The sequence below is a fragment of the Maccoyibacter intestinihominis genome (assembly GCF_040096355.1).
Classification (GTDB): Bacteria; Bacillota; Clostridia; order Lachnospirales; family Lachnospiraceae; genus Maccoyibacter; species Maccoyibacter intestinihominis.
This window is the reverse complement of record NZ_JBBMEX010000016.1, coordinates 1-21,335: the sequence shown is the minus strand read 5'-3', so window position 1 is coordinate 21,335 and position 21,335 is coordinate 1. Positions and strand designations below refer to the sequence as shown.

The window sequence follows — 21,335 nt, the reverse complement described above, 5'->3', positions numbered from 1 at the left end:
TGTATTGTATAAGTATGAAATAAAAAGAAATCAGGTGATGTACAATGAAAAAGTATAAAATATGTAAAATCCTTCTTGTTATACTGGCAATTTTTTTATGTGTGGCTTTTTATGAATTGCTCGGAATCTGCGTTGCATATAAAAAGCAGCCGGAAGTGTCCAATACAACCAAAAAAGAAACAAAAAATGGGTTATGGAACGAATGCAGTGAAAATACAGAACGGGCAGTAATCATAGAAAAGAATCCAGAAGCGCTTTTACAAAGAGTGCGTTTGATCAAGAATGCAAAAAAGGAAATTATTCTTTCTACTTTTGCATTTCAATCCGATGAAAGTGGAAAATTGATTTTAGGAGCACTGCATGATGCGGCAGACAGAGGTGTACATATTCGTCTGTTAGTAGATGGAATGGAGAGCTGGATTGATATGGAAGGAAATCCGTATTTCTATGGATTATCTTCCCATGAGAATGTTGAAATTAAACTATATAATAAGGCCAATCCGTTGAAACCATGGAAGATGATGGGTAGAATGCATGATAAATATTTGATTGCAGATGGAAAGAGATATATTCTTGGAGGAAGAAATACATACAATTATTTCCTGGGTGATTTTCCGGGACATAAGAACTATGACAGAGACGTGTTAGTGGTTTGCGATGAACCTGAGAAAGAAAATTCAGTTAACCAGTTGTTAGAGTATTTTGAAACGATATGGGAACAAGAAGACAGTGGTTATTTTCATGACAATAAAAAACTGGCAAATAGAAAATCTGTAAAGAACGCAGTTTTAGAGCTGCAGAACGGCTATCAGAAATATTTTGAAGAGAATAAGGAAAGAATCTGCGATACCGATTACACGGACGAAACTTTTGAGACAGAAAAGATTGCATTAGTGTCAAATCCTATTCACACAGGTTCCAAAGAACCAGTAGTGTGGTATCAGTTGGGAGAATTGATGAAAAATGCAAAAAATCGTGTGAAGATCCACACGCCATATATTATCTGTAATGATATGATGTATAATACATGGGAGGAGATTGCAGAGAACATTTCAGATTTTTCTATCATGACAAATTCAGTTGCGAATAATGGGAATCCATTTGGGGCTGCCGATTATGCGAAAAACAGAAATAGAATCTTAAGTACAGGAATTAATATCTGGGAATATGAAGGCGGTTATTCATACCACGGAAAAAGTATTCTGATTGACGATGATCTGTCTGTAATCGGTTCCTTTAATATGGACATGAGAAGTGCATATCTGGATACGGAACTGATGCTTGTAATTCGCAGTAAAGATATTAATAAACAGTTGGAAGAGGGCATGATGGAATATGAAAGAGTGTCCCGCCAGGTATTGGAAGATGGAACCTATCGTGATCCATATCATGTAGAGCCAATCGAATTAACAAAGAAACGTCAGAGAAAAATATTTTTGGTACAGCATCTGCTTGGATGGGCAAGGTATCTGTTTTAATAAGGAGGAAGGAAAACGTGTTTCAAATATTGATTGTAGAAGATGATAAAGAATTAAGCCAGCTATTCCAAAAAGTGCTTGAGAAGAATGGATATCAGGTCAAAAGTGCATCGGATGGAGCACAGGCATTAGAAGTATTGGATAAGGAATATATTGATCTGATCATTTCTGATATTATGATGCCGGTTATGGATGGCTATGAACTGGTGTCAGAACTTCGTTCAGCAGGATATCAGATACCAGTGCTTATGATCACTGCGAAAGGTTCCTTTGATGATATGCGCCAGGGATTTCTTTCGGGAAGTGACGATTATATGGTAAAACCGGTAAATGTGAATGAAATGGTTTTAAGAGTCGGAGCACTGCTTCGCCGTGCACAGATACTGAATGAACACAAAATTGTGATCGGTTCAACAGAGTTTGATTATGATGCAATGACGGTTACAACTGATAAGGAAAGTCTTGTTTTGCCTAAAAAAGAATTCCTGCTTTTATATAAGCTTGCAGCTTCGCCAGGCAGAACATTTACAAAACAACAGTTGATGGATGAAGTATGGGGATACGAGACGGAGGCAGACCCACATACGATAGAGGTACATATAGGAAGAATCAGAGAGCGTTTGAAAGATAACCCTGATTTTGAAATCGTAACAATGCGTGGAATTGGATACAAGGTGGTGAAAAAATAATGGAACAAAAGAAAGAAAAAGGATTGCGGATCCGATCCTGTCTGACTGGTGCAATCTGGCTGTCTCTCGTATTTTCAACAGTGATATCTGCTTTATTATTTGCATTTTTAAATCATTTCTTTAAGCTACCGGGGAGTATACCTGTGCTTGGCTGGCTTTTGATTTTTAATACACTGATCGCAGGGCTCATTACTTCTTTTATTAATGCAAAGTTACTGGAGCCAATTACCAGACTCAGTAAAGCAATGAAGGAAGTTTCTCAAGGAGATTTTGAACAGCATTTGGAAACGAACAGTCGTATAGCAGAGGTTGGTGAATCCTACCAAAGTTTCAACGTGATGACAAAAGAGCTTCGTGCAACAGAAGTGCTGCAGATGGATTTCGTATCTAATGTTTCTCATGAGTTTAAGACCCCTATCAATGCCATTGAAGGTTATACAATGCTTCTTCAGGGAGAAGAATTATCGCAGGAGCAAGAGGGATATGTAGAAAAAATCTTATTTAACACGAAGAGGCTTTCTGGGTTGGTTGGAAATATTTTGTTGTTGTCTAAATTGGAGAATCAGAATATACCAATGAAAAAAACGAAATATCGACTGGATGAACAGATTCGTCAGGCATTTCTTTCTTTGGAATCAAAATGGACAGAAAAAGAAATTGGCTTCCAGGTAGAATTGGAGGAAGTCAAATATACTGGAAATGAAGGACTTCTTATGCATATCTGGATGAATCTTTTAGATAATGCAATCAAGTTTAGTCCGGCAAAGGGAACAATTACGATGTTTCTGAAACAGGAAAAGAATTCTGTGAAGTTCATTGTGGAGGATGAAGGACCAGGAATCGAGGAAGATGTAAAGACTAGAATATTCGACAAGTTTTATCAGGTAGATGGTTCTCATAAGGCAGAAGGAAACGGTCTTGGTCTTGCACTTGTAAAGCGGATTGTAGATAGTGCGGGAGGAACGATCAAAGCAGAAAACCGGGAATATGGCGGATGTAGATTTGTTGTAGAACTTCCGATACAGACAAATGAGAATATAATATAAAAGTAGAAGATGGGAGGATTTATATGACATTTTATCAGGAATTACAGTTAAATCAGGCAGGATCGAAAAACCTGTTGAAAAAGAGTGAAACCACGAAAGAAAAAATGTATCATATACTGGTATATCTGATTAAGATAGCTGTTACAATGGTTTTTTGTTTTTTATTTGTTACTGTTTTCAGCATCCTGTTTGGAAATGAAAACAGTATTGTTGGTGTGGTAGTTTTATTATGTCTTATGGTATTTCGAAATGCGGATTTGGGAATCCACACTGGACAATCTACGATGCTTTTGGCTATGTTCTTTGTAATAATGGTCGTATGTCCGCATCTTGCAAATCAGCTTTCACCGGTACTGGGAATGCTGTTAAATATTGCTGCACTGGCAGTGTTGATATTTTTTGGATGTCATAATCCATTCATGTTTAACCAATCTACATTGGTTCTTGGGTATCTACTGCTATATGGTTATGATGTTACGGGAAAAAGCTATCAGATGCGATTAGTCGGAATGGCTTTAGGCGCAGTTCTTACCTGTTTTGTATTTTATCGAAATCATAAAAATAGAACTTTTAAAAGAAATTTGAAAGATCTAATCCAGGAATTTGATATCACTTCATCGAGAACAAAATGGCAGTTATGCCAGATTATATGTGTACCAATTGTCCTTTGCATTGCAGAACTTTGCAATATGCCACGTGCAATGTGGGCAGGTATTGCAGCTATGTCAGCAATTTTGCCGTTTGTGGAAGACATGCAATACAGAGTCCGTAAAAGGATTGTCGGAAATATTGTAGGTGTTATATGCTTCACCGTATTATATTTTCTGCTTCCATCATCCATCTATGCTTATATAGGAATTCTTGGTGGAATTGGTGTAGGATTTTCAGCGCAATACGGCTGGCAGGCTGTATTTAATACCTTTGGCGCTCTCGCAATTGCTGCGGAAAGTTATGGATTAAAAGGAGCAGTTAGTCTTAGAGTGATTCAGAATGTTTTTGGTGTTGTATTTGCATTGGCATTTTGTGCTGTATTTTATTGGTTTATGTCAAAACAAAAGGAAAGTGATGTGACTGTACATGCAGAGTGAAGGAAGTCAGAAAGAAAATTTGAATAGAATTATTACAGTACCCAATTTACTTTCTTTTTTTCGGTTTTGTCTGATTCCAGTAATTATATGGAGTTATTGTGTAAAGGAAAATCCTTTGTTAGCAGGAGAAATCTTATTGCTATCCGGTCTTACGGATCTCGCTGATGGATATATTGCAAGAAGATTTCATATGATTAGCAATCTAGGAAAGATTCTCGATCCGGTTGCCGATAAGCTGACACAGGCAGCAATGTTGATTTGCTCGTTTACTCGCTTTCCACATATGCTCCCGTTGATCGTTATAATGGCAGTTAAGGAACTTTATATGGCGATTAGTGGATGCCTTGTGATACGAAAAACAGGAAAAGTGCATGGTGCAGACTGGCATGGAAAAATAGTAACCTTTTTATTATATGGAACTGTGGCTGTGCATATTATATGGTTCCACATTACACCAATGGTGTCAGATCTGTTAATTGGTTTGTGTGCTATAATGATGGTTGTATCAGTTGTTTTGTACATTATCAAGAATACCAGAACACTTAGGGGAGAGACTGCATAAGCAATTTGATTATATTGAGATGACTAGATAATATTTAGGAGAACACAGACATGAACAGTAAGTCAAACGCACAAGCTATGGAAACAGAAAAAATACCACGTCTTTTGGCCCAGCTTGCAATACCGGCTGTTGTGGCTCAAATCATCAACCTTTTATATAATATTGTTGACCGTATTTATATCGGACATATTCCAGGTGTCGGTGCCGCAGCATTAACAGGTGTTGGATTGTTTACGCCAATTCTCATGCTGATCAATGCCTTCGCCATGCTGGCAGGATCCGGAGGTGCACCGCGTGCAGCGATTTCTATGGGAAAGAAAGATAATAAGACAGCTGAAAAGATTCTTGGAAATTGTTTTGCAATCCTCATGCTTATGGCCGCAGCTTTGACGGTGATATTCTTTACTTTTGCGCCACAGTTACTGACGATGTTTGGTGCTAGCGATAAGACACTTCCTTATGGCGTGGATTATTCAAGGATTTATATTCTTGGAAGTATTTTTGTTTTGATCGTGATGGGAATGAATCCATTTATTACGACACAGGGATTTGCGAAGATCAACATGATGACAACAGTGATTGGTGCTGTAATCAATATCATTCTTGATCCGATTTTTATCTTCGTATTTCATCTTGGAGTAAAGGGAGCTGCACTCGCAACTGTTTTGAGTCAGGCTGTAGGGGCAATATGGATCCTTCGTTTCTTGTCAGGAAAGAAGACGATTCTGCATCTTAAAAAAGAAAACTTTAAACTGCAAAAAGAAATCATCTTACCATGCCTTGCTCTTGGTATATCTACATTTGTCATGTTATCTACGGAAAGTATTTTGTCTATCAGTTTTACTTCCAGTTTGTCAAGATATGGCGGAGATCTCGCAGTAGGGGCTATGACAATTATTACCAGTGTTAGCCAGCTTGCAACATTACCATTACAGGGAATTTGTCAGGGTGGACAGCCAATCATGAGCTATAACTATGGTGCAGGAAATAGAAATCGAGTAAAAAAAGCATTTTTTACTCAATTTACAGTTTGTACAATTTTTACGGGATGCTTCTGGTTGATTATGCTTCTATTTCCGAAGATGTTTGCAGGTATTTTTTCAAATAATACAGAATTAATCACGTATACGGCATGGGCGTTAAGAATTTACATGGCAGGTATTTTTTCTCTTGGATTCCAAGTTGCTTGTCAGCAGAGTTTCATGGCATTGGGCCAAGCAAAAGTTAGTTTATTACTTGCCTGCTTAAGAAAATTGATTCTGTTGATTCCGTTGATTTTTATCCTACCGCATTTTATCCAGAATAAAGTATTTGCGGTATTTTTGGCTGAGCCAATCAGTGATATTTTGGCAGCGATAATAACAACTTCAACGTTCTTTAGTCGGTTTAATAAAATTTTAGATAGAAAATAAAGCATTATAAAAAGATCCTGTTCAAACTATGCTATAAAGAACAGGATCTTTGTGTATTTATTTTGCCAGGAAATTACTCTGTATCTCCATTGGCATATGATAAGCCTGGCCTCGTTTTGTTAGGCTGTATAGTTTAAAGCTCATGAGTTCCGGAGTTGCATTCAGAGAACTGCAGAGTCCGAAATAATCCAGGTCTTCGTTCTGAACAATATCTTTGATCTCCTCATCATTAATCAGAAGATCGGCAGCGAATAGATTGGCCTGGTATTCAGTGTTATCTGTCATGTTATAGAGTGTATCATCTTGCATAGGCAATATCAAAACATCCTATATTTACATCAGTGTACCACTTGATAAATGAAGATATGCTAAAGCAATGTCATAAGGAATTAGATGGGAGCAAAGCAGTCGGAATCGACAAGGTAACCAAAGATGAGTATGGGAAGAACCTTGACAGAAATATCAAGGATTTAGTACAAAGGCTGAAAAACAAATCCTTTAAGCCACTTCCATCGCTGAGGGTATACATTCCCAAAGCAAATGGAAAGAAAAGACCATTAGGGATAGCTTCTTATGAGGATAAGATTGTACAAATGGCAGTGAAGAAAATATTGGGTGCTATTTATGAGCCAAGATTCCTAAACTGTATGTATGGATTCAGACCGAACAGAGGTTGTCACGAAGCGATAAAAGAGGTATATCAACGGATAAGTTATGGGAAAATCAGCTATATTGTAGATGCTGACATCAAAGGGTTCTTTGACCATATCGACCATGAGTGGATGATGAAGTTTCTCGAATGGAACATACAGGATAAGAACTTACTGTGGCTGATACGTAAATATCTTAAAGCAGGAATAATGGAACAAGGTAAATTTGAACCAACAGAGGAAGGTTCGGCACAAGGCTCCGTAATGAGTCCGATGCTTGCGAATATATACATGCATCATGTGCTGACGCTGTGGTTCAAACATGTAGTGAAGAAGGAAATGCAGGGAGAGTGTTTTCTTGTCAACTTTGCGGATGATTTTGTTGCAGGATTTCAATATAAGTCAGAAGCTGAAAGATACTATAAAGAGTTAAAAGAACGAATGGAAAAGTTTGGTCTGGAACTTGAGAGTAGTAAAAGCAGACTGATTGAATTTGGAAGATTTGCAGAGCAGAATTGCAGGGCAAAAGGGGAACATAAACCGGAAACATTTGACTTTCTGGGATTTACTTTCTACTGTACTCTCATATTCTGGATGATGACCGAAGGAAAAATGCAGAGCTTTTTGAAGAAGCATTTTATGAGAAAAAAAATCTGGATCCACAGATGCATGTACAGCAGGAAAATAATAATGCACCTGTTGCTGATGAAGTCGATCCGGAACTTTTGGCAAAAGTGTTGGCTAATCCAGAGATGCGGGCATTGCTCAATTCACTGGCGAAGACGATGAAGTAATGAAAAATAGTGAAAAAATAGTGTAATTTTAGTGGAAAAACAATTCATAAAACGATATAATATATGGATGAAATGGAGGTGGATCATGTGATTAAGGTTACGTTAACAAATGAAATTTTAAAAAAAATATCGAAAATAGACGAAAAGCGTTTTTCTCTTAGTACGATAGAAATGCCACCTGTTATAAAAAACAGACTTAGAAAAAACTCTAAGAAAAAAAGTTCCTATGCTTCTAATAAGATTGAAGGAAATCCATTAACTGAAAAACAGGCAAATGAGGCTATTGATAGTGATCCTCACAAACATTTTTTAAAGCCAGAACAGGAAGTTCGTAATTACTTTTTGGCTTTAAATTTTTTAGAAGAAAAACTGAAAAAGAAAGAAGCTTTTTCAAAAGAAATGATTTTAGAAGTGCAGGCAATGGTTGAAAAAGGTGCGTCAAAAGAAAAGATAGGCTTAAGAGGCCCTATGCCGCCTGGAATGTTATTTGCAGTATATGATTCCGAAACAGGCGCAGCGGAATATATTCCACCAGAGTATATTGATATTCCAGACTTGTTGGATGAACTTGTTGAATATGTAAATACTACAGATGATCATCCGCTGATTATTGCTGCTGTAGTTCATTATCAATTGGTTACTATTCATCCTTTTGAAGATGGAAATGGAAGAACCGCCAGATTAATGTCAGGATATATTCTTGATTATTATGGATATGGTTTTAATGGAATAGGTTCTCTGGAAGAATATTTTGCTTATGATCCAGATGAGTATTATGCATCACTGCAAATGGGGTTACCGGCATTATATTATTCAGGAAGAGAAAATCCTCCTCATCCGGAAATTTGGATCAATTATTTCTTGAGAATGATGGAATTGTATTCTAAAAAGGTATATGAATTATCAAAAACATCCGAAAACGATGAATTAGATGGAAGTCTATCTTATTTAAATACAAAAGAAAAGGAATTCTTAGCATTTCTGTTAAAAAAGCGATTATATGAGTTTACACCAATTGAAGTCAGCAAAATGCTAGGTGTAACCAACAAAACGATTATTAATCGATGTGCAAAGCTAGTAAATAATGGTTTGTTAATTCCAATCATTGTAAAGACAAGAGTCCGATCTTATCGGTTAAGTGATTTTTCAAAGACAAATGCGAAAAAGATTTTGAAAAAAATATCGTAATAAAATATAAAATTTGCCAGTCAAAAACGCATGGACAAACCGTCTCGTATGCGGTATATTAATTGTAGACAAGAAAATATCTTGTACTTACGATAGGAAGTTTAATTGAATACTGTTTACCATGATCGAACGTACGAAGCATGGTGGTCATATAACAGATGTCGATGGTAATATCAAGGCATTCCCCGATTATTAGCTGGAGCAAACAATCAGCTAACTTTCAGAGCTTTACAGAGGGGGTATTCAGAATAACTCAAATTGAATCGGAAACAGTTTTATATAGTGTCCCATATGGGTTTACCTTACCTCAGATTGACAGAGAGTGACAATAGGTTGGAGCTCTCCTAAGACTCTATTGTAGGTTCGATTCCTATAGGAGACGCTCATTTTTAGCGGTAATGAAGATAGTTTCATTGCCGCTTTTTTCATGCAGAATTGTAATTTCAGTGACAAATTTGTCAGCGAAACAAGGCTGAAAATACTGATTTTGTCAGCGGGGATGGATGCTTGTCACCGATTCATATTTTTCGGTCTGTCACCCAAAGGGATTAACTACAGTGTAGGATGAGTTTTGGGGTGTAAAATTAGGAAAAGCAGTGAGACAAAACACTATATTCTTGCCTGTGATATCAGGCCTGTCGGAAGAGTCCGTTCAGATTAGATAAAAACAATCTATTCTGGACGGGCTTTTTTGCGTTCAGGGAAAGGAAGTTGCCTATGGAAGAAAAGAAGGAATTGCTGGATCAGGATGAAAGAGTTGTAGAGATTGAGCTGGAAAGACTTCGGGGATTTGTAAACCACCCATTCAAGGTTCAGGCGAACAGTCAGATGATTGAATTGCAGGAGAGTATTAAGAAGTATGGAATATTAAATCCTCTGATAGTCAGACCTAGGCAGGATGGAACTTATGAGATCATTTCAGGCCACAGAAGAAAATTTGCAGCTGAAAAGATTGGTTATCGTAAGGTACCTGTGATCATTCGCGTATTAAAAGATGATGAAGCGGTTGTATCTATGGTTGATTCAAATTTACAACGGGAAATGATTAGTCCAAGCGAAAAAGCATTTGCTTACAAAATGAAGTATGAAGCAATCAAAAGGAAGGCAGGAAGAAGAAAATGTGGTCAGGTAGACCATAATTTGGGAAAGAAAAGCATTGAGCTCATTAGCTTAAAAAAATATATAGATAATCTAGTCTGAAAAAGTAGATTAAATTATATGCTATTATGAACAAAATACATTATTTAATGCTTGAAATGAACAGGATGTTGTTTACATAAAGAAGAGCAGATGATATACTTTTATTAAAAATAGGAAATGCTGTTTTGAATCTAGGAGGATTTTAAGAGGATGAAGCTTAGATGTAATTTATCTACTTTAATGGGATCCAGAAGATATTCTATTCAAGACGTACATAAAATGACTGGATTATCAAGAGGTACAATAAGTAGTTTATATAACGATCGTGCATCGAGAATAGATTATGAAACAATTACTAAATTATGTGAGCTATTTGGATGTGAGGTAGGAACACTTTTAACTTTTGAAAAGAAAGAACTGAAAGGTAAAACAAATTTGGAGGACGACAATGGGCAATACAGATGAGAAAGGTTATTCACCTCAAGTAGTTTCAATTTTTTCTGGATGTGGAGGGCTTGATCTAGGATTTCACTTGGAAGGATATGAAACTATCTGGGCAAATGATTTTGCGGAATGGGCTGTAAAATCTTTTGAAAAAAATTTTGGAAAAGTTATTCATCTTAAAGATATAACAAAGATTAATCCATATACGGATAAAACTATTCCAAAATGCGATATTGTTCTTGGAGGTTTTCCATGTCAAGATTTTTCTATAATCTGGAAGCAGCCTGGATTAAATGGAACCAGAGGAGGTCTTTTTAGACATTTTGCAGAATTTGTGGATGCAAAAAACCCTAAAGCGTTTGTTGCAGAAAATGTTAAAGGCTTAATAACTGCTAATAAAGGAAAAGCAATAGAGACAATAATAAAAGATTTTGAGAGTATTGCTCCAGGATATGTAGTAAAACCACATCTATATAACTTTGCAGAATATGGAGTTCCACAATTTAGAGAACGAATATTATTTGTTGGCGTAAGAATAGACACTGGATTTAATTTTAATCATCCGTTACCGACACATGGACCAAATGGTAAATTACCATATGTTACAGCTGGAGAAGCATTGGTTGGGGTTAAAGATGTTTCTTATAATAATGAATTAATTAATATAAAAGAGAAAACAAAAAAAATGCTGGAAATGATTCCAGAAGGTGGAAATTTTAGGGATATACCAGAAGACAGTCCTTATCATGTAAAGGGAATGATTAGTCATGTTTATAGAAGACTTAAGTTAGATGAACCGGCAAAAACAATTATTGCTGCTGGCGGTGGTGGAACTTGGGGATATCATTATCCAGAACCGAGACCATTGACCAACAGAGAGAGGGCTCGGCTACAATCATTTCCAGATGATTTTTTATTTGAGGGAAGTGTTACAGAAGTTAGACGACAAATTGGAAATGCTGTTCCACCAGAAGGAGTAAGACTGGTTGCAAAGAGATTACTTCCGTTATTTACAGGGGAATATGAGCCAGTTGATTTAATTCCTGAGTATGAAAAAATGAAAAAAATGACGGTTAAAGAAAGATTAGAGTATGTAACTTCTCAGATGAATTAGGGAGGAAATAACTATGGAATTATTATTGTCTAATTACCCACCTATGAAAACAAAATGTCGTACATTTTCAGATATGTTTTATAGCATGGTTCCGAAATCAACGGAATTGGATATTGCGGTCGGATATATAACATCAGATTCATTGATGGAACTACAAAGAATAGTTGAGCTAAACACATTAAAAGCGTTGAATTTAACTATTGGAATGCATTATTTAGAACGTTTTACAAAAGTTGAATATAATGCTGCATTAAAGTTAAATGATTTTTTGACAGAAAATAAATGTGGTGAGGTGAGATTGGTAACACCATTTAGATATCATGGAAAATTATATTCATACAGCGATGAGCAAGGTGCTTTTGCAGGAATTATAGGTTCAAACAATTTGAGCAGTATAGTTGAAGGTGGAACGAGGGTATATGAAAGTGCTGTTTTTTTAGACGATAAAAATATGGCATGTCAAATTAATAATTTCATTAGGGAACTTGTACAAACGTCTACAGGAAATATCCGAGATTTACATATAGATAATTTTCGTGAGGTAAATCCGCTATTAGAAGGACATGAATTTGTAAAAAGAGTAGATCCACATGAAGTTGCTGAGGTAATGTTACAGCGAACGAATATTTCATTTGATATCCCCATAAAGCCTTATGAGGTATCCCCACAAAGTAATCTTAATGCTTTTTTCGGAAAAGGCAGAGAAGCAAAAAATGGATTGGTAAAACCACGTCATTGGTATGAGGTTGAACTTATTGTTCCAAAAAATATTACGGAACAAAATGGATATCCAAAGGCAAAAACGGATGATGCTATTTTCGATGTGATTACAGATGATGGATGGTCATTTAAATGTAAAGTAAGTGGCGATTATAGTAAAAATTTCAGATCAGAAGGCGATTTGAAGATTTTAGGAAAATGGTTAAAAGGACGATTAGAGAATGCGGGTGTTTTGAAAGTTGGAGATCCTGTTACTAAAGAAACTTTAGAACTATATGGCAGAGATACGTTTACTTTAACAAAAACAATTAGACCGGGTATTTGGTATCTTGATTTTGGGGTAGTAAGATGAGATATTTAGAAAATTATCTAGAACGAATAAAAAGAAAAGGAAATTTAACGTTAGCAGATGCGATATCTAAGACAGTATCAGATGTTGTACCGCAGTACATTTCTAACTTTTCGTTTCGAGAGCATGTTGTAAGTTTATTGGTAGGAGATGTGCAGAGCGGAAAAACAAGTCATATGTTTGGACTTATGTGCGCAGCGGCTGATGAGGGATTTGTGAATTTTATTTTGCTTACAACAGATAATATATTATTGCAACAACAGACGTTCAAGAGAGCAGAAGCTGATTTATGTGATTTCTGTATATGTGATGAAAATGATTATTTAAAATTTGTTCAAAACAATATGAGAAAACCAGCAGTAATTGTTTTGAAAAAGAACGGACGAATTTTAAAACAATGGAAAAATAATCTTTCTTCTACAAATTTTGTTGCAGGAAATCCTTTATTTATTATTGATGATGAGGCAGATGCAGCAAGTTTAAATACGAAAGTGAATAAAAATGCTCAAAGTACGATTAACAAGAATCTTGAGGAAATTAAAAAAACAACAACCAGTAGTATCTATATGGAAGTAACTGGAACACCTCAATCAATTCTATTACAGACTATAAGAAGTGGTTGGAAACCATATTTTATTTATTACTTTAGACCGGGTAAAGGATATTTAGGAGGAAACTTTTTTTTCCCTCCAGAGGTGCCACCATATATAGTGCTAACTGATAATGATGAGGCAACTGATATATTAAATGACGAAGAATTTCCAGAAAATGGATTAAAAACAGCATTAGTGACACATTTATTAACATCTGCGCACATTATGCTAAGTGGGGGAAGTGTATGCAATTTTCTAATTCATCCAAGTATGAAGACGGATCAACATACAGGGTTTGCTGAAAAAATAGGAGAATATTTGAATGAAATTATATATTCATATGATGAAGAAGTAACGCGAGGCTATTTTAAATCAATATATGACGGATTAAAATTAACAAAACATGATATGATTGATTTTAGTAAAGCATATAAGTATATAATTGATCAAATGAAAAACGATAAAATTAGTATACTAGTGTTAAATTCGTTTTCTTCATATGAAGAAAATGCGCAGTATGAAAGTGGCATTAATATTCTAGTGGGAGGAAATAGCCTTGGACGAGGAGTGACCTTTCCTCAGCTACAGACTATTTATTATTGCAGAGTTGCCAAAAGTCCACAAGCAGATACTATGTGGCAGCATGCGAGAATGTTTGGATATGATAGAGATTCGGAACTTATGCGAGTATTTATGCCACCTAAATTATTCAAGTTGTTTTCAGATATAAATAGGACTAATAATATTATAATAAGCCAAATAGAAAAATCGAATAATGGAAACGATATAAAGATATTTTATTCAACAGGGTTAAATCCAACAAGAAAAAATGTGATTGATAAAAAGGCGGTTGGTATATATTCGGGAGGAGTAAATTATTTTCCATTTTATCCAGTTAATAAAGATATTGTTGCAATAGATGAAATATTAGCAGCATTTGCTGATGAGGTATATACCGTAAGCCTAAAGTTGATTTCGAAAGTACTAGATTTAGTAGACTCAGAAACAACAGATTGGAATGCAAAAGTGTTTAAGGGTTTTATAAACTCCATGTTGGCAGAGAATTCTTCGGAACAAGGTAAAATAATTGTTAGAAGAGATCGAGATATTTCAAAAGGAACAGGAACATTGTTATCACCGAATGACAGAAAATTGGGGGATCAATATGATGATGAGGTTGTACTAACTCTCTATAAAGTTACGGGAAATAAAGGGTGGGATGGTCAAAAAATTTGGATTCCTAATATTAAACTACCAGGAAATAGAGTTTATTATAGTGGTAACGATATTCCAGAGCAAGATAATAAATTGTGCTACGATATACTGGTAAATACCGCAAAGGTTGCAGAATCCACTATTCCGTATGACCACAATAACAAGTAAGCTATTTATAGGTTTTAACTCAAACTTCGCACTTGAATAAGTGCCTATGCACCTTGAAAATTCAATAATAACTGATCAAAGATAAGACACCGGAAGAACGGTATCAGGAACGCCAGAAGCAGTCGCGTCCAGTAGTGGAAGCCCTGTTTGAATGGCTGCATTCGATGGAAGATTCTGTAGACAGATCTTCCCTTATTGGTGATGCCATTTTATATACGCTGAATCAGGAAAACTATCTTCGCAGGTACTTGGATGATGGGCATCTGAGCATTGATAATAATAGTGCGGAGCGTGCAATCAAAAATTTTGCAGTAGGCCGCCGGAATTGGCTGTTTGCCAAGAGTATCCGTGGTGCAGATGCCAGTGCTGTTGTTTATAGTATCGCAGAAACAGCCCTGCTGAATGGTCTGAAGCCGTATGTATATCTTTCCTATGTATTAGACGAGCTTCGTAAAATGGGACCTTTTCTAAATCCGGATGATCTAAATCGGCTTTTGCCATGGTCAAATGAATTACCGGAAGGATTTCGAACCAAAAAGAAGAAATAAAACGTGTCGCCCTGATGGGCGGCATGTTTTTTAAAAAGGCAAGGTACAGATGATTACGTACTTACGGCCTATGATGCAATGACTGCACATACCGCAGTTGTCTTTACCCGATATATGATGTTGTCACTGGAAAGCCGTGAATCCAATGATAACCGGTCACTTGGGAAGCTATTTTTATACTTTTCTGACGAAATGTCTGATATCACATGGATACAGGCTTTCCAAATGCTGCTCCAAATGTTCAGATCCATGCTTACGGAAAGCACCGAGCTATCAGATGAAAAAATCTCTGAATTGGTGGATGCATTTATGAATGCGCTTCCTGCATTGTTGAAAACGCAACTCCAAACCGCTTAAGGACTGAACATTGACAACTGAATATCTGCCAGGTATTGAATTTTCAAGGTGCATAGCTAAAATTTATGTGCGAAGTTTGAGTTTTAATAGAAAAATTAATCTGGAAACATAATAATAGCCTCGGTTATTTCGTCTATAAAAAAGTGAAATAACCGAGGTTAATATAGATGATGATTTTTGTGGGAACTTTTTCTAAAATGCAAATATTAGTTTTTGATAAGTATCGCGTTTGTCACTATTAGTCATGCAGTCAGGAGAATTCCAGTGTGTCGGAGCCGGAAAGGTTCTGAGGGTTCACAGACAGCAGTTCCTGAACTGGTTGAATGAGCACAGGGAAGGAGTGATATAACATGGCATTTATCAGGCACCGGGGAAAGACATACTCTGTGGTATATAAAATCCTGGATGAGAATGGAGAAGAACATACAACATCTGAAACATTTGCTACGCAGAAAGAAGCAGATAAACGGAAAAAAGAAATTGAGTACAAGCAGTCTATCGGAAAATTTGAGGTTCAAAAGTGTGCAACATTGAAAGAACTGATTGAAGAATATGTGCAGATATATGGACATGACAAGTGGGGTGTTTCCACTTACTCTGGTAATGTGGCTCTGATAAATAATTACATTCTTCCCACAATCGGAGATACCAAGCTTGCAAGCATCAATACACATTTTATGGAGAAGTATTATAAGGATCTTCTTAAAATGCCGGCGGTAAAGAGTACAAAGAATCCGGATGGTACAGGAACAATCACGGAAAGTACAGTAAATGAGATACATAAGGTATTAAGGAGCTGTTTCCGCCAGGCGGTAAAGTGGGATATGATGGAAAAGAACCCGGCTGTGGATGCAACCGTTCCAAAAGCAAAGAAGCAGGAGCGTGAGATCTGGACAGCAGAGATGCTTATGCAGGCATTGGAAGCCTGTGATAACAAAATGCTCAAAATAGCATTTCATCTTGCATTTACGGCAACACTTCGTATCGGTGAACTTCTGGGACTGACCTGGGATGATATGGATATTTCGGAAGAGGCGATTGCAGATAACAAAGCCTATGTCATCATCAATAAACAGGTAGAGAGAGTATCAAAGGATGCAATAGAAGCACTCAATTCAAAAGAAATTATCATGATATTTCCAAGCCAGAAGAAAAATAATAAAACAGTCCGGGTGTTAAAATCACCAAAGACGGATAGCAGCAAGCGAAAAGTGTTCATTCCGAAATCTGTGGCACAATGTCTGATCGATCTGAAAAAGGATCAGGAAGAAATCATTGAAGCACTGGGAAATGAGTATCAGAATTATAATCTGGTTATGGCTACAACTTTCGGACTTCCTATAGGGGACAGCTATCTGAGGACGAAGATGCAGGACATCATAGATGAACTGGGACTGCCTGATGTAGTGTTTCACAGTTTGCGTCATACCAGTGTCACCTACAAGTTGAAACTCAGTGGAGGAGATATTAAAGCAGTCCAGGGAGATTCCGGCCATGCTCAGGCAGATATGGTAACGGAAGTGTATGGTCATATCCTTGATGAAGACCGAAGGAAGAATGCGGAGCTTATGGAGAATGCCTTTTATAATAAGGAAAATCTCAATCCGCAGATGAAAGCGCAGGATGAAGGAAACAGTACGATTACGGTGCCGGATGGAGTGGATGCAGAGTTGTTGATGAAAGTGTTGGGAAATCCGGAGATGGCTGCGCTACTTACATCATTGGCAAAGACAATGAAGGTATAATTAGGTAGAAAGACGATATTTATATAGAAGAACAAGAATTGACACATGTAGCAGTTCCTTCTAAGTAGGAATTTCCCCAATTACACATAGCTTCCAAAACAGGAATGATGCTTTCACCAAAAGGTGTTAATGAGTATTCGGTTTTGGGAGGAACTACAGGATAAACGACCCTGTTGATTAATCCGTCATTTTCTAATTCTCTAAGTTGCTGGGTAAGCATTTTGGGAGTTGCAGATTTAATGAGCTTTCCTAATTCATTAAATCTAAGTGTTTTTCCAATGAGATGCCATAGGATAAGTGACTTATATTTACCACCTATAAGCTGAAGGGTTGCTTCTACTGGACATTGGAAAGATTGACATGGTTTCATTATATACGACCTCCTGAAATTTGAATCCATAGTATCATTTTGGGTAGTATGGCACTTAAAAGTGCATACTTGTAAAAAAGAAATACTGTGATAGCATTATAGCGTACTTGTTGAGCAGGCACAACAAAAATGTATTAAAAATGAAAGTGAGGAATATTTTTATGGAGTTTTTATCTTTAGCAAAACAGAGATGTTCTGTAAGAAAGTATAAAACTGATGAGATTGAAAAGGAAAAATTGGACAAAATTCTGGAGGCTGCCAGAATTGCTCCAACAGCAGCAAATGCTCAGTCGCAGAGACTGTTAGTAATTAGTAGCCAAGAAGCAAAAGAAAAATTGTCTAAAGGAGTAAATTATCATGGCGCCCCGTTGGCTATCATTGTATGTGGGGATCATTCAGATGTTTTTGTGCGTCCGTTTGATAAAAAGGATATGGTAAGTGTTGATGCAACAATAGTTGCGGATCATATAGTATTAGAAGCAGAGGATTTAGGACTTAGTTCTTGTTGGCTTACATATTTTGATCCTGAGATTATCAGAAATGAGTTTAATATTCCAAGTAACCTTGAACCAATAGCAATTATTGCGTTGGGATATGCTGACACAGAAAAGGCATCACCAGACAGACATTCAAAGGATAGAAAAGCGCTTGAAAGCCTTGTTTGTTACGAAACTTTTTAAGCATATTAAGAAATAAAAGAGATTGTGTTTAAAGATGGAAAACTTGTCTGAGACGCAGCGAAGTAAATAAAATGAATAATATAGGAAGTCAGTAGTGTGTGAATAAACTGCTGGCTTCTTTTTTGATAGATACAGTCACTCCCAGAGAGTGTGCAGGATAGTAAAGTAATAATATCAACATGACGATATAGAAAATGCAGGGAAGCATTGTATTTCAAAGAGTTTGAGATACAGTGCTTCTGCGTTTCTATAGGAGATAGTCGTTCTATGCGGAAAATAGTCATTTGATGCGGAGAATGATCGAGTGGAAGATTTGTTTGATATAATAAAGAGTGCTAGGTGAGACTTGTATGGTTTACAGGTATGAGAGCAATCAAAGACAGGAATGAAAAATATGAACATTATTATTTGTGATGACAGGATAGATGACAGAAAAAATCTATCAGATTTGCTGTCAGACTGTGGTGAAAAAAAGAATTATGAGTTTGCTATTACAGAATATGATTCTGGAGAACAGTTATGCGAAGAACAATCGGCTTTGGAAGCGTGTCAGCTATTATTTCTGGACATCAATATGCAGGGGATGGATGGGCTGAAAACAGCTATGAGGATCAAAGAAAAATATCCAAAACTTCCGGTTGTGCTGGTGACGGCATACATGAATTACGCACTGGATGGATATAAGGTGAAAGCAAGCCGTTTTCTGCTGAAAGATAACCTTGCAGATACTATAGAAGAATGTATGGATGATTTGATAGCAGAAATTAATAAAAACCGTAGGATTCTCGAATTTCGTTTTGTGGAAGGAACGATAAAACTTTATGCAGATGACATCATTTATATAGAAACAGAGCTTCACAAAAATGTATTTTATACAGAAAAAGGGACATTTCAGATTTATAAAAAACTGGATGAACTGGAAAATGAATTCAAGGATATGGGATTCGTGCGGGCACATCTAAGTTTTCTTGTAAATATGAGGTACATCACAAAAATCAGCGGTTATGTGATGACACTTACCACGGGAAAAAAGATTCCGGTTCCCAAGGCACGATATGCACAGGTGAAGAGGGAATATATGCTGTATAAGGGAGAAGAATAACATGACATTCTGGGTATTGGCATTTATTGCGGAAATGCTGGAAGTAAAAGGAACGCTATACTTTTTTGATACTTTTATGGAAAAAAGAGATGGCAGGTATAGGAACAGATACAGATTTTTTGTTTATTGCGGAGCGCTTTATCTGGCAACAGTCACAGGGGCATGGATCGGAATGTTAAAATGTATCCCGATTATACTGGTTATGTCTTTCCTGAATCTGGCTTATTATGAAGTTTCCTTCCGGCAGAGTTTTTTATTTTCAATCATCAACTATACAATGCTTGTATTGATTGATTATGTGACTGTTTTGCTGGGAAGAGGAGGTTCAATCCAAGAAAAATGGTTTTTACAGGCACTGATATCAAAGACGGCTTTTATCATTCTGATGTTGTTTATCAGAAGATTTAGCAAGACAAGAAAAAGCTACGGTCTGATTACAGGAAAAGAGTGGTTTCAGTTTTTCTGTGTTCCTGTATTTACGGTGGTCGGTTTCATTCTTATGTTTTATTCAGAAAACGATGACATGCAGAATGTATTTTTATTTCTTTCGGTGGGACTGGTTGCGATTAACCTTATCCTTATGGAGTTCATGCAGAATACCATTGAAAAAGAAGAGAGAATAAAAATTGCGGTACTTACGGAACAAAATCAGAAAAATCGTATTGCAGATTATCAGGACCGGGAAGAAATCTATGAGCGTCAGCGAAGAAAAATGCACGATTATAAAAATCAGCTTTCCACAATCCAGACATTGATAAAGAATGGATACACAGATGAGGCACTTTCATTTACGCAGAAGCTGACAGAGAGCATAGCTGTCGAGATGTCGGCAATCAACACGAACCATCCGGTGGTCAATGCTGTTTTAAATCAGAAGTACCGCAGCATGCAGGAGAAACACATAGCAGTGATCCTAAAAGTAGGGGATCTGCAGGAGATCTGTCTGGAGGAGGAAGAGATCGTGATCCTGCTCTCCAATTTACTGGATAATGCAATCCGGGAGAGTGAAAAAGTACTGAAAAATACCGGAAAAGCGGTCATTCATCTGAAATTAGAGTGCGAAGATCATAAACTGATATTTGCGGTGAGAAATCCGGTGACAGAAAAGGTGGAAATTGAAAATGACACAATAAAGAGCAAAAGAGGGGATCATCACGGCATTGGATTGTTAAATGTAAAAGCAGTTGTGGATAAATATGGCGGTGATATGGTGCTTTCCTGCGATGAAAATGAATTTAAGGCAGTGGTCATCTTGTAAAGAGATGGTCTTTGTATGCGTAATATGGTCGTTTGATGATATGGGACTAGGAGAACAGGTTATTTTATCCGATAAAGAAAGCAAAGGAGGTTACTATGAGTAATACAATTAATGTGAACTATATGACACGGGCTTACAATCAGTACCAACAGAAAAATGCGGCTAAAGATCAGGAGAAGGAAGATACAAGGTTTGCGGATAGTGTAAGAGAAAAGAGCGAAGCTAGTGGAAGTATAGTGGGCAATTCAAAAATAGGTTCTGTGTCTGCTAAAGATATGACGATGGTGGAATACAAGCAGTACATTTACAATAAAATATCTCAAATTCCAATGCACCCCACAAGAGCAGGCGAGTCAATATCTGTTACAATTTCAGAGGCGGGTTTTGAAGCAATGAAGAATGATCCAGAGTATGAAGCATGGGTATTAAATGATTTGCAAGTGGGTTGGTCACAACCAGATAAATGGTCCGGTATATGCGGAGGAGCGTTTTCTACAATATATTATGGAGCATCAAAAGAAGAATGTCATGCTGAGATGTGGAGTGCTGGTTATAACAATGGGAATGGTGGGAAGATTTTTAATGATAAGTCAAAAAATAGTTTTTGGGAGCGCAGAATAGAAAA

The 21,335-nt window shown here is 36.7% G+C and carries 19 protein-coding genes and 3 pseudogenes; 20 read left to right on the top strand and 2 right to left on the bottom strand.

Translation table 11 applies throughout. The features are described from left to right. Nucleotides 1-44: 44 nt before the first annotated feature. From WMO43_RS13015 to WMO43_RS12990, 6 genes are read left to right on the top strand one after another with little or no spacing between them, the layout of a single operon-like run. Entirely contained in the window at nucleotides 45-1,478 is a 1,434-nt protein-coding gene (locus tag WMO43_RS13015; RefSeq protein WP_353531472.1) for a phospholipase D family protein, read from the top strand. Then, entirely contained in the window at nucleotides 1,457-2,167 is a 711-nt protein-coding gene (locus tag WMO43_RS13010) for a response regulator transcription factor (RefSeq protein ID WP_005347237.1), read from the top strand. Before WMO43_RS13015 ends, WMO43_RS13010 begins: the two co-directional genes overlap by 22 nt. Then, a complete protein-coding gene (locus WMO43_RS13005) occupies nucleotides 2,167-3,213 on the top strand; it encodes a HAMP domain-containing sensor histidine kinase (protein WP_353531471.1) in 1,047 nt (348 codons plus the stop codon). Before WMO43_RS13010 ends, WMO43_RS13005 begins: the two co-directional genes overlap by 1 nt. 23 nt (nucleotides 3,214-3,236) lie before the next feature. Continuing rightward, entirely contained in the window at nucleotides 3,237-4,301 is a 1,065-nt protein-coding gene (locus WMO43_RS13000) for an FUSC family protein (RefSeq protein WP_353531470.1), read from the top strand. After that, nucleotides 4,291-4,863, top strand: coding sequence for a CDP-alcohol phosphatidyltransferase family protein (locus WMO43_RS12995; protein WP_353531469.1), 573 nt, complete (start codon nucleotides 4,291-4,293; stop codon nucleotides 4,861-4,863). The genes WMO43_RS13000 and WMO43_RS12995 overlap by 11 nt, the downstream gene beginning before the upstream one ends. Nucleotides 4,864-4,913: 50 nt before the next feature. Further along, entirely contained in the window at nucleotides 4,914-6,275 is a 1,362-nt protein-coding gene (locus tag WMO43_RS12990) for an MATE family efflux transporter (protein ID WP_353531468.1), read from the top strand. 57 nt (nucleotides 6,276-6,332) lie between these two features. On the opposite strand, the gene WMO43_RS12985 is transcribed toward WMO43_RS12990, so the two are convergent. Continuing rightward, nucleotides 6,333-6,584: an ImmA/IrrE family metallo-endopeptidase gene (locus WMO43_RS12985; RefSeq protein ID WP_353531467.1), complete on the bottom strand. Its 252-nt coding sequence runs from the start codon at nucleotides 6,582-6,584 to the stop codon at nucleotides 6,333-6,335. Between the two features lie 32 nt (nucleotides 6,585-6,616). Here WMO43_RS12985 and ltrA point away from each other — a divergent pair, with 32 nt between their 5' ends. The 10 genes and pseudogenes from ltrA (at nucleotide 6,617) to WMO43_RS12940 (ending at nucleotide 17,300) form a co-directional block, all read left to right on the top strand. Continuing rightward, a complete protein-coding gene (ltrA, locus tag WMO43_RS12980) occupies nucleotides 6,617-7,714 on the top strand; it encodes a group II intron reverse transcriptase/maturase (RefSeq protein ID WP_434784189.1) in 1,098 nt (365 codons plus the stop codon). Nucleotides 7,715-7,806: 92 nt separating this feature from the next. Continuing rightward, on the top strand, nucleotides 7,807-8,907 hold the full coding sequence (locus WMO43_RS12975; protein WP_353531466.1) for a Fic family protein: 1,101 nt from the start codon (nucleotides 7,807-7,809) through the stop codon (nucleotides 8,905-8,907). A gap of 717 nt (nucleotides 8,908-9,624) precedes the next feature. Then, a pseudogene (locus WMO43_RS12970) lies at nucleotides 9,625-10,077 on the top strand (ParB/RepB/Spo0J family partition protein); the annotation flags it as partial. 180 nt (nucleotides 10,078-10,257) lie between these two features. Further along, nucleotides 10,258-10,512: a helix-turn-helix domain-containing protein gene (locus tag WMO43_RS12965; protein ID WP_353531464.1), complete on the top strand. Its 255-nt coding sequence runs from the start codon at nucleotides 10,258-10,260 to the stop codon at nucleotides 10,510-10,512. Beyond that, nucleotides 10,496-11,605, top strand: a complete 1,110-nt coding sequence (locus WMO43_RS12960; RefSeq protein WP_353531463.1) for a DNA cytosine methyltransferase — start codon at nucleotides 10,496-10,498, stop codon at nucleotides 11,603-11,605. The genes WMO43_RS12965 and WMO43_RS12960 overlap by 17 nt, the downstream gene beginning before the upstream one ends. Nucleotides 11,606-11,618: 13 nt before the next feature. Then, complete coding sequence (locus tag WMO43_RS12955) at nucleotides 11,619-12,677, top strand: restriction endonuclease PLD domain-containing protein (RefSeq protein ID WP_353531462.1); 1,059 nt, start codon at nucleotides 11,619-11,621, stop codon at nucleotides 12,675-12,677. Then, the gene (locus WMO43_RS12950; protein WP_353531461.1) at nucleotides 12,674-14,650 is read left to right on the top strand and encodes a Z1 domain-containing protein; all 1,977 of its coding nucleotides are present in this window, start codon (nucleotides 12,674-12,676) and stop codon (nucleotides 14,648-14,650) included. Before WMO43_RS12955 ends, WMO43_RS12950 begins: the two co-directional genes overlap by 4 nt. A gap of 71 nt (nucleotides 14,651-14,721) precedes the next feature. Beyond that, nucleotides 14,722-15,198, top strand: a pseudogene (locus tag WMO43_RS12945) (IS66 family transposase); the annotation flags it as partial. A 66-nt stretch (nucleotides 15,199-15,264) separates the two neighbouring features. Then, nucleotides 15,265-15,555 (top strand): annotated as a pseudogene (locus WMO43_RS14215) (IS4 family transposase); the annotation flags it as partial. Nucleotides 15,556-15,905: 350 nt separating this feature from the next. Beyond that, complete coding sequence (locus tag WMO43_RS12940; protein ID WP_178775403.1) at nucleotides 15,906-17,300, top strand: site-specific integrase; 1,395 nt, start codon at nucleotides 15,906-15,908, stop codon at nucleotides 17,298-17,300. Between the two features lie 19 nt (nucleotides 17,301-17,319). On the opposite strand, the gene WMO43_RS12935 is transcribed toward WMO43_RS12940, so the two are convergent. Beyond that, entirely contained in the window at nucleotides 17,320-17,670 is a 351-nt protein-coding gene (locus WMO43_RS12935) for a winged helix-turn-helix transcriptional regulator (protein WP_109258667.1), read from the bottom strand. Nucleotides 17,671-17,831: 161 nt separating this feature from the next. On the opposite strand from WMO43_RS12935, the gene WMO43_RS12930 reads away from it, so the two are divergent. The 4 genes from WMO43_RS12930 to WMO43_RS12915 form a co-directional block, all read left to right on the top strand. Next, nucleotides 17,832-18,350, top strand: a complete 519-nt coding sequence (locus WMO43_RS12930) for a nitroreductase family protein (protein ID WP_151198930.1) — start codon at nucleotides 17,832-17,834, stop codon at nucleotides 18,348-18,350. Nucleotides 18,351-18,744: 394 nt separating this feature from the next. Further along, nucleotides 18,745-19,452: a LytR/AlgR family response regulator transcription factor gene (locus WMO43_RS12925; protein WP_353531460.1), complete on the top strand. Its 708-nt coding sequence runs from the start codon at nucleotides 18,745-18,747 to the stop codon at nucleotides 19,450-19,452. 1 nt (nucleotide 19,453) lies between these two features. Next, on the top strand, nucleotides 19,454-20,710 hold the full coding sequence (locus tag WMO43_RS12920) for a sensor histidine kinase (protein ID WP_353531459.1): 1,257 nt from the start codon (nucleotides 19,454-19,456) through the stop codon (nucleotides 20,708-20,710). Between the two features lie 95 nt (nucleotides 20,711-20,805). Then, nucleotides 20,806-21,335, top strand: a 530-nt coding sequence (locus WMO43_RS12915; RefSeq protein ID WP_353531458.1) for a hypothetical protein, incomplete at its 3' end; no start/stop codon positions are given.

Excerpts from the sequence above, each read along its gene's own strand:
- WMO43_RS13015 (WP_353531472.1), top strand. The coding sequence starts at position 45 with ATGAAAAAGTATAAAATATGTAAAATCCTTCTTGTTATACTGGCAATT.
- WMO43_RS13010 (WP_005347237.1), top strand. The coding sequence starts at position 1,457 with ATGGGCAAGGTATCTGTTTTAATAAGGAGGAAGGAAAACGTGTTTCAA.
- WMO43_RS13005 (WP_353531471.1), top strand. The coding sequence starts at position 2,167 with ATGGAACAAAAGAAAGAAAAAGGATTGCGGATCCGATCCTGTCTGACT.
- WMO43_RS13000 (WP_353531470.1), top strand. The coding sequence starts at position 3,237 with ATGACATTTTATCAGGAATTACAGTTAAATCAGGCAGGATCGAAAAAC.
- WMO43_RS12995 (WP_353531469.1), top strand. The coding sequence starts at position 4,291 with ATGCAGAGTGAAGGAAGTCAGAAAGAAAATTTGAATAGAATTATTACA.
- WMO43_RS12990 (WP_353531468.1), top strand. The coding sequence starts at position 4,914 with ATGAACAGTAAGTCAAACGCACAAGCTATGGAAACAGAAAAAATACCA.
- WMO43_RS12985 (WP_353531467.1), bottom strand. The coding sequence starts at position 6,584 with ATGCAAGATGATACACTCTATAACATGACAGATAACACTGAATACCAG.
- WMO43_RS12965 (WP_353531464.1), top strand. The coding sequence starts at position 10,258 with ATGAAGCTTAGATGTAATTTATCTACTTTAATGGGATCCAGAAGATAT.
- WMO43_RS12960 (WP_353531463.1), top strand. The coding sequence starts at position 10,496 with ATGGGCAATACAGATGAGAAAGGTTATTCACCTCAAGTAGTTTCAATT.
- WMO43_RS12955 (WP_353531462.1), top strand. The coding sequence starts at position 11,619 with ATGGAATTATTATTGTCTAATTACCCACCTATGAAAACAAAATGTCGT.
- WMO43_RS12950 (WP_353531461.1), top strand. The coding sequence starts at position 12,674 with ATGAGATATTTAGAAAATTATCTAGAACGAATAAAAAGAAAAGGAAAT.
- WMO43_RS12940 (WP_178775403.1), top strand. The coding sequence starts at position 15,906 with ATGGCATTTATCAGGCACCGGGGAAAGACATACTCTGTGGTATATAAA.
- WMO43_RS12935 (WP_109258667.1), bottom strand. The coding sequence starts at position 17,670 with ATGAAACCATGTCAATCTTTCCAATGTCCAGTAGAAGCAACCCTTCAG.
- WMO43_RS12930 (WP_151198930.1), top strand. The coding sequence starts at position 17,832 with ATGGAGTTTTTATCTTTAGCAAAACAGAGATGTTCTGTAAGAAAGTAT.
- WMO43_RS12925 (WP_353531460.1), top strand. The coding sequence starts at position 18,745 with ATGAACATTATTATTTGTGATGACAGGATAGATGACAGAAAAAATCTA.
- WMO43_RS12920 (WP_353531459.1), top strand. The coding sequence starts at position 19,454 with ATGACATTCTGGGTATTGGCATTTATTGCGGAAATGCTGGAAGTAAAA.